Here is a 12,966-nt window from a genome sequence, read left to right as displayed (position 1 = left end):
CGAGCGGAGCGAGTGGTCTCGTGGGGTGAGCTCATCTCGGGTGAGCTCATCGCCGCACCCCGCGCAGCCGCGGGTCGAGCGCGATGTACAGCAGGTCGACGGCGAAGTTGACCACGACCACCAGCGCCACGAGCACCATCACGATCGACTGGACGGCCTGGAGGTCGCGCTGCTGGACGGAGTCGACCAGCAGCGACCCCAGCCCGGGCACCACGAACACGCGCTCGACGACGACGGCGCCCACCAGCATCGCGGCGAGCTGCACGCCCACGACGGTGACCACCGGCACCCCGGCGTTGCGCAGGCCGTGCCGCACGAGAGCGCTCGTGCGCGTGTGCCCGGTGGCCCGGGCGGTGCGCAGGAAGTCCTCGCGCATGACCTCGAGCACGGACGAGCGCACGTAGCGCGTGATGATCGCGGCCTGGACGGTGCCGAGCGCGACGGCAGGCAGGATCACGTGCCGCCAGAACTCCGCGGGGTTCGTGGCGGGCGCGGACCAGCCACCCGCGGGCAGCCAGCCGAGGTGCACCGCGACGATCGAGACCAGCAGCACACCCACCAGGAAGTTGGGGATCGCGACACCCACCTGCGAGGCGCCGGCGATGAGGGCGCCCCACGGCGAGCGGTGCGTCACCGCGGCGAGCGTGCCCAGCGGGATCGCCACGAGCAGCGCGAGCAGCATGCCGAGGCCCACCAGGATGAGCGTGACCTGGACGCGGTCGACGATGAGCGTGGTGAGGTCGTTGCCGGTGACGAACGAGGTGCCGAAGTCCCCGTGCAGCATCCCGCCCACCCAGCTGCCGTACTGCACCAGCAGGGGGCGGTCCGTGCCGTGGTCGGCCCGCCACTGCGCGAGCGCCTCGGGCGTGGCGTTGACGCCGAGCGCGACGACTGCGGCGTCGCCGGGAAGCACCCGCAGCACGAAGAAGACGAGCACGCTGGCCAGCGCGAGGGTCGCGACGAACTGCCCCACGAGCCAGCCGACCTGTCGCCTCACGCGGCCATCCTCCACGCTCCGCCGTCGTGGTGGCGTCAGCGCCACGTCAGGGACGTCAGGTCCATCGACTCCGTGACCGCGTTCGGCTGGATTCCTGTCAGGCCCTTGTCCGCGACGATGAGCGTCGGGGCCAGGTAGAGGACCACACCGCCCGCGTCGTTCACGATCTGGCGCACCACCTTCTTCATCCCCGTGACGTACTCCTGGGGCGTGCCGGCGTCCGCCCGGGCGGCGAGCGGGGCGATCTTCGAGTCGTCGTAGCCGAGGTAGTAGTCGCGCTGGAAGACGGTCAGCAGGTCGTGCGCCTCGGAGTGCTGGATCACCGACATCTGGAAGTCGTGGCGCGAGAACACCTTGTCGAGCCATACGGCTGGGAACTCGTCGACGGTGATGGTCGCCTTGACGCCCACCTCGGCGAGCTGGGACACGATGAGCTCGGCCGCCGTCGTCGCGTAGGCGAGGTTGGGGACGTCGAAGGTGACGCGCAGGTTCTTCTGCCCCGCCGCAGCCAGCAGCGCCTTCGCCTTGGCGGGGTCGTAGGGGTAGACGCCGGTGAGGTCCTCGTAGAACGGGTCCTGCGGCGTGACCATCGCGCCGACGAGCGTGCCGTACCCCGCGGAGGCGGTGTCCATGACGGCCTTGCGGTCGATCGCATAGGCGAAGGCCTGCCGCACGCGGACGTCGTCGAACGGCGCGACGCGGTTGTTGAAGGAGAGGAGCACATCGCCCGTCGAGGTGCCCTCGACGACCTGGACCTTCGGGTTCTTCGCCAGCAGACGCACCTGGTCGCCCGTGGCGGAGTTGAACAGCATGTCGACGTCGCCGGCGCGCAGCGCGTTGACCGCAGCGGTGGTGTCGGTCAGGTAGCGGACCGTCACGGTCTTCAGCTTCGCGGGGCCGCCCCAGTAGTCCGGCCGGCCGGTCAGCGTGATGTGGTCGCCCTGCTTGACCTCGGTCACCTTGTACGGCCCGGTGCCGACGGCGGCGGTCTTGAGGTCGAAGTCGACGACGGCCGGGAAGATCGCGCCCACCGACGTCCCGAGGTTGAACAACCACGCGTTCGAGGGCTGCTTGAGGGTCACGCGCACCGTCGCGTCGTCGACCTTCTCCGTCCTGGCGACGACGTCCATCTTGCCCTTGATGGCGTTGAGCCACTCGGTGCGGACGCGGTCGAAGGACCCGACGACGTCGTCGGCCGTGAAGGGGCGGCCGTCGGAGAAGGTGACGCCCTGGCGCAGGTGGAACGTGTACTGGGTGCGGTCCTGGGAGATGTCCCAGCTCGTGGCGAGCAGCGGCCCGACGCTGCCGTCCTGGCCGACCTTCACGAGCGTCTCGTAGACGTTGTTCATGAGGAGCTGCGGGATGGCGGCACCGGACGTCGTCGTGAAGTCGAGGTTGACCGGCTCCGCGCCGACGGCGATGGTGACGTCGCTGCGCGCTGCGCCCGTGCCGCTCGGGTTCTCCGCCGTGCTTCCGGCGGTGCAGCCGGCGAGCGCGAGAGCCGCGATCGCGGCGGCGGCCAGCGCGGCCACCGCACCGCGCGCGCCACGGCGGGTGAGGCGTGTCATGAGGCTCCTTCGGGTTTGCCCTGGAACTCAGTATCACGCATCCGGGGTAGATCGTTGACGCTAGATCTCTCTTCGGGTCGCGCGCAACCATGGGGCGCTTGACCTGCGTGGACGTCAGGCCGTCTACGCTGCGGGCGCGGACCGCGGCTGGGCCGCCGTCTCACCCAGAATGAGACTCCGTATCGTGGCGGCTGTGGCGCTCGATGTCCGTGCCCCTCACTAGGGTGACGGCGTGCGCCTCGCCAGCTGGAACGTCAACTCGATCCGTGCCCGTGCCGACCGTGTGGTCGCCTTCCTGGAGCGATCCGGCACGGACGTGCTCGCCGTCCAGGAGACCAAGTGCCGTGACGACCAGTTCCCGTACCTCACGTTCGAGGCCGCCGGGTACGAGGTCGCGCACGTCGGCTTCTCCCAGTGGAACGGCGTGGCGCTGATCTCGCGCGTAGGGATCGAGGACGTCGCGACGTCGTTCGCCGGTCAGCCGGGCTTCGCGAAGGGTGCTGCGGCGGCCGAGGCCACGGCCGAGGACGCCCCCGACCCTGTGCACGAGGCACGAGCGCTCGGCGCGACGTGCGGGGGCGTGCGCGTCTGGTCGCTGTACGTGCCCAACGGCCGGGCGCTGGCCGACCCGCACTACGCCTACAAGCTGGCCTGGCTCGAGGCGCTGCGCGCCGAGTCGGCGCGCTGGCTGGCGGACGACCCGGCCGCGCAGGTCGCGATGGTGGGCGACTGGAACGTCGCACCGCTCGACACCGACGTGTGGAACATCTCTCTGTTCGACGGCGCCACGCACGTCTCGGCGCCCGAACGGGCCGCGTTCGCGGCGTTCGCGGGCGCCGGCTACCGGGAGGTCTCGCGGGAGCACCTCCCCGCCGAGCGCACCTACACGTACTGGGACTACAAGCAGCTCTCGTTCCCGCGGAACTACGGCATGCGGATCGACTTCACGTGGGCCTCGCCGGCGCTGGCCGGCCGCGTCACCGGCGTGACGATCGACCGCGAGGAGCGCAAGGGCAAGGGCGCGAGCGACCACGTCCCGGTGATCCTCGACCTCGCCTGACGGGTTCTAGGGTGGCAGGCATGAAGGCTGCCCGCTTGCACGCCGTCGGTGACCTGCGCGTGGACGAGGAGGCGCCGCCCTCCGCGGGCCCGGGTGAGGTGCTCGTGCGTGTCACCGCCGTCGGGCTGTGCGGGTCGGACCTGCACTGGTTCGCCGAGGGCGGTATCGGCGACGCGACGCTCGACCGGCCGCTCGTGCTCGGGCACGAGCTGGGCGGCACCATCGCCGAGGGGCCGCGCACCGGCGAGCGCGTCGCCGTCGACCCGGCCGTGCCGTGCGGGCACTGCGAGCTGTGCGCCGAGGGGCACGCCAACCTGTGCCCGCAGGTGCGGTTCGCGGGGCACGGCACCACCGACGGCGCGCTCCGCGAGCTGATCGCCTGGCCCGAGCATCGCGTGCACCCCGTCCCGGATGCGCTCGACGACGCCGACGTCGCGATGCTCGAACCGCTGGGCGTCGCGATCCACGCCGTCGACCTGTCTCACCCGCGCGTGGGCGGCACGGTCGTCGTCGTCGGGTGCGGGCCCATCGGGCTGTGCGCGCTGCAGGTGGCCCGCGTGGCCGGGGCGGCGCGGGCCCTGGCCGTCGAGCCGCTCGCGCGCCGACGCGAGGTGGCAGCGCGGTGGGCCGACGTCGTCCTCGACCCCGCGGCCGACGGGTTCGCCGTGGCGCTGCGCGACGCCGTCGGGCCGCTCGGGGCGCACACCGTGATCGAGTGCGCGGGCAACGACGACGCCGTCGCGATCTCGGTCGAGGCGGCGCGGCCCGGCGCGACGGTGGTTCTGGCAGGCATCCCCGACGACGACCACACCGCGTTCCCCGCGGCGCACGCCCGGCGCAAGGGCCTGACGTTCCGCATGGCGCGGCGCATGAAGGAGGTCTACCCGCGCGCGATCGACCTGGTCGTCAGCGGACGGGTCGACGTGCGCTCGCTGGTGTCCCACCGGTTCGGGCTGGGGGACGCGCCGCGCGCGTTCGAGGTGGCGGTCGCGCGCGAGGGCCTCAAGGTCGTGGTGACCCCGTGAGCGGCGGGGCGCTCGTCGTCGCCGTCGACTGCTCGACGACGGCGGCCAAGGCCGTCGTGGTCGACGACGACGGCGCCGTGGTCGCCGCCGGCGCGAGCCCGCTCGAGACGAGGACGCCGCGGCCCGGGTTCCACGAGCAGGACGCGCGCGCCTGGTACTCCGCGACCGTCGCCGCGGTGCGCGACGCCGTCGGCGCGCTGCCTGCCGCCGACCGGGACCGTGTCGTCGCGCTGGCGATCACCCACCAGCGCGAGTCGTTCGTGCTGCTCGACGCGGCAGGAGAGCCCCTGCGGCCCGCCGTGCTCTGGGTGGACTCCCGGGCGCACGCGCAGATCGCCGCCCTCGGGTCCCGCCCGCTGGCCGACGGACGGTCGGTCCACGGCGTCTCGGGCAAGCCCCCGGACACGACGCCCGCGCTCTACAAGCTCGCGTGGCTCGCCGAGCACGAGCCCGACGCCGTGCGATCGGCCTCTCGCGTCGCCGACGTGCAGGCCTACCTGGCGCTGCGCCTGACCGGCCGGCTCGTCACGAGCCGCGCGAGCGCCGACACGCTCGGGCTCTTCGACCTCGCGCGTCTCGACTGGTCGCCCGAGCTCGTCGCCGCGGCCGGGCTCCGCGAGGACCAGCTCCCTAGGCTCGTCGACGGCGGCGAGGCGATCGGCGAGCTGTTGCCCGACGTCGCCGCAGAGCTGGGCCTGCCACGGCCCGTGCCGCTCGTCGCCGGGATCGGTGACGGGCAGTCGGCCGGGCTCGCGCTCGGCGTCGAGGAGCCGGGGATCGCGTACCTCAACCTGGGCACGTCGATGGTGTGCGGGGTGTCGTCGGACGGCTACCTGACCAGCCCGGCGTTCCGCACCCTGGCCGGGGTGCGGCCGGGGACGTACGTGCTCGAGACCGTGCTCAACGCGGCCGCGTACGTCGCGTCGTGGGCCGCCCGGTTCGCGGGTTCCGACGTCGGGGCGATGGAGGCGGCGGCGACACAGATCCCGCCCGGCGCCGAGGGGCTGCTGGTGCTCCCCTACTGGAACGCCGCGCAGACGCCGCACTGGGACCCGCTCGCGCGCGGCGCCGTCGTCGGCTGGCACGGGCGGCACACCACGGCCCACCTGTACCGGGCCGTGCTCGAGGGTGTGGCGCTGGAGCTGCGGCTCCAGCTCGAGCTGCTCGAGGACGCGACGGGCACGCCGGTGCGCGAGCTGCGGGCCGTGGGCGGCGGGGCGCGCTCGCCCCTGTGGGCGCAGATCGTGGCGGATGCGACCCGCCGGCCGGTCCGGGTCTGCGCGGACGGCGAGGTCTCGGCCGCCGGCGCCGCCCTCCAGGCAGCGGCGTTCGCCCAGCGGCGTGGGCCTGAACCTGGCCCTGTCACGCCACCGCAGCAGGGCCAGAGTCTCTCCCACGGCGGCGGGCAGTTCGTCGCCCGGGGGCGGAACGTGCTGCCCGACGACGCTGCGGCCGCCGTCTACGACCGGCTCTTCGCCGCCTACCGCGGGCTGTACCCGGCGCTCAGGGAGACGTTCGCGCTGCTCGGGTCCGCCGCTGGTTGAGCTTGTCGAAACCCTCGTGGGTGGGTTTCGACAAGCTCAACCAGCGGCGGCTTCGCGTCAGCCTTTCGTGAGGGTCAGGCCCTCCGTCAGCGCGTCGTCCGGGCGGTCGACCACCACCGTCGTGCCGTCCTGGACGTCGCCCGCGAGGAGCATGCGGGCCAGGCGGTCGCCGATCTCGCGCTGCACCAGGCGGCGCAGCGGGCGCGCGCCGTAGGCCGGGTCGAAGCCCTCGAGGGCCAGCCACTCGCGGGCGGCCGGAGTCACCTCCAGCTGGATCCGCCGGTCCGCGAGCCGGCCCGCGAAGGCCCGCACCTGCAGGTCCACGATCTGCCCCAGCTCGTCGAGCGAGAGCGCGTCGAAGACCACGACGTCGTCGAGCCGGTTGAGGAACTCCGGCTTGAACGACGCGCGGACCGTCGCCAGGACCGCCTCGCGCTTGGTCTCCTCGTCGAGGGCCGGGTCCACGAGGAACTGCGAGCCGAGGTTCGAGGTCAGCACGAGGATCACGTTGCGGAAGTCGACGGTGCGGCCCTGGCCGTCGGTCAGCCGGCCGTCGTCGAGCACCTGCAGCAGGATGTCGAAGACCTCGGGGTGCGCCTTCTCCACCTCGTCGAGCAGCACCACCGAGTAGGGCCGACGGCGCACCGCCTCGGTGAGCTGGCCGCCCTCCTCGTACCCGACATACCCAGGCGGTGCGCCGACGAGGCGCGCGACGCTGTGCTTCTCGCCGTACTCCGACATGTCGATGCGCACCATGGCGCGCTCGTCGTCGAACAGGAAGTCCGCGAGCGCCTTGGCCAGCTCCGTCTTGCCGACGCCGGTGGGGCCGAGGAAGAGGAACGACCCGGTGGGGCGGTCGGGGTCGGCGACGCCCGCGCGGGCACGGCGGACCGCGTCCGAGACCGCGGCGACCGCGGCGGTCTGCCCGATGAGCCGGGCGCCGATGACGGACTCCATCGACAGGAGCTTCTCCGTCTCGCCCTGCAGCAGGCGGCCGGCGGGGATTCCTGTCCAGGCGGCGACGACCTCGGCGATCTCGTCGGCGCCGACCTTGTCGGAGATCATCGGGGCCTTCGTGGCCACCGCCTCGTCCTGCTCCTCGGCGCGCTGGGCGGCGAGGAGCTCCTTCTCGACGGCGGGGATCTCGCCGTACTGGATGCGCGCGGCGGCCTCGAGCTCGCCGTCGCGCAGCTTGCGCTCGGCGTCCACGCGCAGCTCGTCGAGGCGGGCGCGCAGGTCGCCGACCCGGTTGTGGCCTGCCTTCTCGGCCTCCCACCGGGCGGTGAGCGCGGCGAGGGCCTCGCGCTTGTCGGCGAGCTCGGCGCGAAGGCGGCCGAGGCGCTCGACCGAGGCAGCGTCCGTGGACTCGGAGAGCACGACCTCCTCCATCTCGAGGCGCGTGACGGCGCGCTGCAGCTCGTCGATCTCGATGGGGCTCGAGTCCAGCTCCATCCGGAGCCGGGACGCGGCCTCGTCGACGAGGTCGATCGCCTTGTCCGGGAGCTGGCGCCCCGAGATGTACCGGTCGCTCAGGGTCGCCGCGGCGACCAGCGCGGAGTCGGCGATCGTCACCTTGTGGTGCGCCTCGTACCGCTCCTTGAGCCCGCGCAGGATCGCCACCGTGTCCTCGACGGACGGCTCCCCCACGAACACCTGCTGGAACCGCCGCTCGAGCGCCGGGTCCTTCTCGATGTGCTCGCGGTACTCGTCGAGCGTCGTCGCGCCCACCATGCGCAGCTCGCCGCGGGCGAGCATGGGCTTGAGCATGTTGCCCGCGTCCATCGCACCCTCGCTCCCGGCGCCCGCGCCGACGACGGTGTGCAGCTCGTCGATGAAGGTGACGACCTCGCCGTCGGACGACTGGATCTCCTCGAGCACCGCCTTGAGGCGCTCCTCGAACTCGCCGCGGTACTTGGCGCCCGCGACCATGCTGGCGAGGTCCAGGGCGACCAGGCGCTTGCCGCGCAGCGAGTCGGGCACGTCGCCCGCGACGATGCGCTGGGCCAGCCCCTCGACGACGGCCGTCTTGCCGACGCCGGGCTCACCGATGAGCACGGGGTTGTTCTTGGTGCGCCGGCTCAGCACCTGGATGACTCGGCGGATCTCGGCGTCGCGGCCGATCACCGGGTCGAGCCTGCCGTCGCGGGCGCGCTGGGTGAGGTCGGAGCCGTACTGCTCGAGGGCCTTGTAGGTGCCCTCGGGGTTGGGGGAGGTGACGCGTGAGGAGCCGCGGACGGCAGGCAGCGCGGCGCGCAGCGCGTCGGCCGTCGCGCCGCCGTCCGCGAGCGCCTGCGCGGCGGGCGACTGCCCGGCGGCGATGCCGATGAGCAGGTGCTCGGTGGACACGTACTCGTCGCCGAGGCCCTGCGCCTCCTTCTGGGCGTTGTCGAGCACGACGGCGGTGGCGCGGCTCGCGGACGGTTGGGCGGTGCTGGTGCCGGTCGCGCTCGGGAGGGCGACCAGGGCGGCGCGCACCTTGCGGCCGATCTCCTGGGTGCTCGCGCCGACGGCGTCGAGCAGCCCGACGGCGACGCCGCCCTGCTGCGCGAGCAGCGCGGCGAGCAGGTGGACGGGCTCGAGCTGGGGGTTGCCGGCCGCGGACGCCGACTGGACGGCGTCGCCGAGGGCCTGCTGCGACATGGTGGTGAACTTCGTGTCCATCGATGCTCCGGTAGAGGGTTGACAGGGGCTTGAGGGGGAAACCGGACCAAGTTGAGTCTATTCCGCTCAACTTTGAAGGCAACCCGGTGAGCCGGTGAGCCGGTGCGGAGCGGGGCCCTGATGGTGACGACGCAGTGGCCGCGACCGGCTCGCCAGACGAAACCCCGTCGCCGCTTGTGCCTCTCGCGGGGTTGCTCGTCGTGAGTCGCGGTAGTAGCAGCATCTTGTTGCCGTGAGACCGTGCAGGTCAGCCCGCAAATCTTCCGATTGACAGGTCGAATGGCCGCCTCCAAGATGCGACCACCAAGTTCCTCTCACGGAAGGTCTTGAACATGCGAAACAGGCTGCACATGAAGGCCGCCGGTGCGGTGATCGCCGGTGGCGCTCTGCTCATCGCTGCGGCAGCGCCGGCCAGCGCGGCGACGTTGAGCGGGTTCCGCTCGTGCGGGGCCGCCAAGATCGTTGCCCTTGCGAGCGTCAGCAGCGGGACGACGAAGGCCGTTGTTGGCTCCTGGACCGAGACCCGGACGCTCGGAACCAACGCCGCAGCCAACTGGTACTCCAACCAGCAGGCGGGGGACTGGGCCATTGCGGCCCCGACCGTGCTGAGCGCTTCCTCGTCCTGCGTGTCGACGGTCTGAGAAGTGGGAAGCAGGCCGGGTCGGGCGCTGTCGGTGCCGTTGCTCGTCCTGGTCACAGCGTTGGTGTCGGCATGTTCCGTCGGCGCGGCGGCCTCGCGTGGTGACGCCGGTGATGAGCCCTCGACGCCGGGCGGGGGTTACGCCTATCTGGACCAGGTTGACGCGAACGGCTTGATCGACGGGTTGACGTACTCGCAGTTCTTCGGCCGCAAGGTGTTCGACTGCATCGTCGGTGAGGGGTGGACAACGATCACCCTGAAGGAGGACGGCGCCTACGGCGGTGATGTGCCCGAGGAACAGCGGGATGCATACGACGCGAGTCAGGACCGGTGCCAGGAGAAGGTCGAGGCCATGTTCCCAACTCCGGTGATGTCGGATCGGGCGATCCGAGAGCGGTACGGCTATGAGCTGAAGACGCGGCAGTGTCTGATCACTCAGGGGTACTCGATCTCGGAGCCGCCGTCGGTCGAAGTCTGGCTCGAGCAGTTCAAGAACCCGCAGGACGGGTTGTGGCTGCCGTATGCGGAGGTGGGCGCCGTGGGCGTCGGCGCGTCGCAGGAACTGAGGTCAGCGTGCCCTGATCCGGCCGACCGGTTCTACCAGCCGTGACGGGTTCACGGTTCGGGCGCCGACCGTCGATGGTCTTCCTGGTCGCGGCCCTGGTCATCGCTGTGGCCGGGGCCGCGGGTGGGTGGAGCGTCTCGCAGGTTCTGGCGCCCGCCGCGTCGGCGGCGTCTCAGGCGCCGTACGCGGTGGTCGCGGTGGTCGCGGGTGAGGTTGGGGCCTCGGTTCGGCTGAACGCTGTGGCGCAGTGGACTCCCCGGCCCGCGGGGACCAATCGCGCATCGGGCATCGTGACCGGGGTGGAGCTCGACCCTGCACACGCGGTGGCGAACGGCGCGGTGCTCTACCGGGTCGATGAGCGCCCGGTCGTGGTGGCACACGGCGCGGTTCCCGCGTACCGCGATCTGGGGTCGGGGGCGCGAGGCGAGGACGTGGCGCAGCTGCAGCAGATGCTCACCGACCTGGGCGCGCGCGAGGGTCCGCCGTCTGGGGTCTTCGACGCGGGCACGGCAGCCGCCGTGCGACGGTGGCAGCGAGACCTGGGCCTGACGCGGACCGGAGCCGTAGCACTCGGCGACTTGATCTTCGTCCCCCAGGCGCTGCCGGGGCGTCTGAGCCTGGACTCCTCGATCGTGGCGCGTGATCTGAGTCTGGAGGGTGGCGAGGCGGCGGTGTTGGGGTTGCCGGAGTCGCCGGACTTCACGATGACGGTCAGCGCGGACCAGGCGGCCACATTCCCTGACGGCACGCAGGTCTTGCTGAGCGGTGTGGGTGACGCGCAGTGGCCCTCGGTGGTAGGTGGGCGTACGCCGGGCGATGACGACACGGTAGTGCTGACGCTCACGGCGCCCGATGGCGGGACGATCTGCGGCGCCGACTGTGATCAGGTCGCGGTCGGCGGCGCGACACAGCTCGGAGCGCAGGTCGTGACGGTGCCGACGGTCACCGGACTGGTCGTTCCGGTCGCCGCGTTGCAGACGACAGGGGACGGCGCCACCGAGGTGACAGATTCCGCGGGTCACCGCCACCCAGTCCACGTCCGGGCCAGTGCGAACGGGCTGACAGTGATCACGGGTGTAGCGGCGGGTACCCAGCTCCGGATCCCAGCGGGCGCGACGCCGTGACCGACGGCCTGGCCTGCGAGGGCATCTCGTTCGGGTACGGGCGTGGCCCAGCGATCCTGACCGAGTGGTCGCAGGAGTTCGCTCCAGGACAAGTGACCGCGTTGACCGGGGCATCCGGCAGAGGCAAGTCGACGCTGCTGTACCTACTGGGGTTGATGGTCCGCCCCCGGTCGGGCACCATCCGGCTCGATGGGCGGCTCCTGACGGGATTGCCCGACGCTCGGCGGGCGCACATGCGGGCGTCCACCTACGGATTCGTGTTCCAGGACGCGGCTCTCGACCCGACGCGGACAGTGCTGGACAACGTGCTGGAGACCACGCTGTACCGGCGTGAAGACCGGGGTGCACGCGTCCGCCGGGCGCGTGAGCTCCTCGAGTGCATGGGAGTTCAGGTCCCGGCCGACAGACGTCCGGGTCAGGTATCGGGCGGGCAGGCCCAGCGGATCGCGGTGTGCCGTGCGCTGTTGCACCGTCCGCACGTGCTCCTGGCAGACGAGCCGACGGGCAATCTCGACGCCGGCAGTGCCGGCGTCGTGATGGCCGCGATGTCCGATGTCGCCGCCGACGGCGGTGTCGTCGTCGTGGCCACCCACGATCCGCAGCTCATGCGGCATTGCGACCGGGTGGTGTCCCTGTGACGGCGCATGCACGCGCGGTGGCCCGCGAGGCGATCGCCGTCGCACGCTCGGCCCCGGTCGCATCCGCGGTGACGGTCCTGGCCGTGGCCGCCATGTGCGTCGCCGTCCTGCTGACCCAGGGACGCACGGCGGCCACGCAGCAGCAGGTTCTCCAGACCCTCGACGACGCCGGGTCACGCACCGTCACGATCAGCGCCCAGACCGACGCCGGCATCACTACCTCGGTGATCGACCGCGTCGCGGCCATCGACCACATCTCCTGGTCCGGCGTGTTCTCCGGAGCACGCGATGTCGTCGCCACCGACGGCGGGATCAAGGTCGCACTGCGCGACGCCTACAGCACTGACCTGGACACCGCGGTCCCGGCCGTCCCAGACACAGCGTTCGCCTCACCTCTGGCCCTGTCCCGGCTGGGTCTGATCGACCGATACGGCGCCGTCCGCACCATCGCCGGCCACACCTATGGCGTCGCCGGCACACTGCACACGCCCGAACCGCTGGCTTTCATGGAGCCGCTGGTCTTGGTTCCCCGGACGCCCACCGGCACCGAGTCCGTCGGGTTGATCGTTGTTCTGGTTGACGCGCCCCAGAACGTGTCCGCCGTGGCGAACGCGGTGACGGCGGTGCTCGGGGCGACCGACCAGAGCAAGGTCACCGTGGCCACGAGCGAGAACCTGGCAGCGCTACAGACCAGCGTCGGCGCCACCATGTCCGCGTCCTCGCGGATCCTCGTGCTGGGCATCCTGATCCTGACCGGCCTGCTCATCGCGCTCCTGCAATCCGGGCTCGTGCTCATGCGCCGCAAGGACTACGGCCGACGGCGCGCCCTGGGCGCCACGCGCACCGTCATCGTCGCGCTCGTCCTGGCCCAGATCGTCTCCCTCGCCATCGCCGGCGCGCTGGCGGGAACCCTCGGGACCACCGTGGCGCTCCGGGTGACGGGCCAGCCTTCCGCGCCCGCCGACTTCACCCTCGCCATCGGCGTACTCGCCGTACTCATCACGGCCGTCGGCGGACTCGCCCCCGCCGTCGTCGCCGCCCGACGCGACCCACTGCTCGAGCTGCGCGTGCCCTGAGTCGCTCACCCGGTTGAGTGAGACGTTGGTGGGCAGGTCACCGGGGTGTGCACGCAATCTGCGCTGCG

11 protein-coding genes are annotated in these 12,966 nt (G+C 72.0%); 8 read left to right on the top strand and 3 right to left on the bottom strand.

The window, feature by feature from the left end:
• Positions 1-46: 46 nt before the first annotated feature.
• Positions 47-997, bottom strand: coding sequence for an ABC transporter permease (locus ACO4JP_RS02575; RefSeq protein ID WP_425955836.1), 951 nt, complete (start codon positions 995-997; stop codon positions 47-49).
• A 35-nt stretch (positions 998-1,032) separates the two neighbouring features.
• On the bottom strand, positions 1,033-2,565 hold the full coding sequence (locus ACO4JP_RS02570; RefSeq protein WP_425955835.1) for an ABC transporter substrate-binding protein: 1,533 nt from the start codon (positions 2,563-2,565) through the stop codon (positions 1,033-1,035).
• A gap of 232 nt (positions 2,566-2,797) precedes the next feature.
• Here ACO4JP_RS02570 and ACO4JP_RS02565 point away from each other — a divergent pair, with 232 nt between their 5' ends.
• From ACO4JP_RS02565 to ACO4JP_RS02555, 3 genes are read left to right on the top strand one after another with little or no spacing between them, the layout of a single operon-like run.
• On the top strand, positions 2,798-3,625 hold the full coding sequence (locus tag ACO4JP_RS02565; protein WP_425955834.1) for an exodeoxyribonuclease III: 828 nt from the start codon (positions 2,798-2,800) through the stop codon (positions 3,623-3,625).
• Positions 3,626-3,645: 20 nt separating this feature from the next.
• The gene (locus ACO4JP_RS02560) at positions 3,646-4,650 is read left to right on the top strand and encodes a zinc-dependent alcohol dehydrogenase (protein WP_425955833.1); all 1,005 of its coding nucleotides are present in this window, start codon (positions 3,646-3,648) and stop codon (positions 4,648-4,650) included.
• Positions 4,647-6,194, top strand: a complete 1,548-nt coding sequence (locus ACO4JP_RS02555) for a xylulokinase (RefSeq protein WP_425955832.1) — start codon at positions 4,647-4,649, stop codon at positions 6,192-6,194. Before ACO4JP_RS02560 ends, ACO4JP_RS02555 begins: the two co-directional genes overlap by 4 nt.
• Before the next feature lie 57 nt (positions 6,195-6,251).
• Here the strand turns inward: ACO4JP_RS02555 and clpB are convergent, their stop codons facing one another.
• The gene (gene clpB, locus ACO4JP_RS02550; RefSeq protein ID WP_425955831.1) at positions 6,252-8,855 is read right to left on the bottom strand and encodes an ATP-dependent chaperone ClpB; all 2,604 of its coding nucleotides are present in this window, start codon (positions 8,853-8,855) and stop codon (positions 6,252-6,254) included.
• 332 nt (positions 8,856-9,187) lie between these two features.
• Between clpB and ACO4JP_RS02545 the strand changes: the two genes are divergently transcribed.
• From ACO4JP_RS02545 to ACO4JP_RS02525, 5 genes are read left to right on the top strand one after another with little or no spacing between them, the layout of a single operon-like run.
• A complete protein-coding gene (locus ACO4JP_RS02545; protein WP_425955830.1) occupies positions 9,188-9,496 on the top strand; it encodes a hypothetical protein in 309 nt (102 codons plus the stop codon).
• 3 nt (positions 9,497-9,499) lie between these two features.
• Positions 9,500-10,105, top strand: a complete 606-nt coding sequence (locus ACO4JP_RS02540) for a hypothetical protein (protein WP_425955829.1) — start codon at positions 9,500-9,502, stop codon at positions 10,103-10,105.
• Positions 10,106-10,134: 29 nt separating this feature from the next.
• Complete coding sequence (locus ACO4JP_RS02535) at positions 10,135-11,184, top strand: peptidoglycan-binding domain-containing protein (RefSeq protein WP_425955828.1); 1,050 nt, start codon at positions 10,135-10,137, stop codon at positions 11,182-11,184.
• Positions 11,181-11,822 (top strand): ABC transporter ATP-binding protein, encoded by a 642-nt coding sequence (locus tag ACO4JP_RS02530; protein WP_425955827.1) that lies wholly within the window; start codon positions 11,181-11,183, stop codon positions 11,820-11,822. Before ACO4JP_RS02535 ends, ACO4JP_RS02530 begins: the two co-directional genes overlap by 4 nt.
• Positions 11,819-12,898, top strand: a complete 1,080-nt coding sequence (locus ACO4JP_RS02525) for an FtsX-like permease family protein (RefSeq protein ID WP_425955826.1) — start codon at positions 11,819-11,821, stop codon at positions 12,896-12,898. Before ACO4JP_RS02530 ends, ACO4JP_RS02525 begins: the two co-directional genes overlap by 4 nt.
• Positions 12,899-12,966: the final 68 nt, after the last annotated feature.

Source organism: Xylanimonas sp. McL0601 (assembly GCF_049852175.1).
Lineage (GTDB): Bacteria > Actinomycetota > Actinomycetes > Actinomycetales > Cellulomonadaceae > Xylanimonas.
This window is presented reverse-complemented; position numbering and strand designations above follow the sequence as displayed.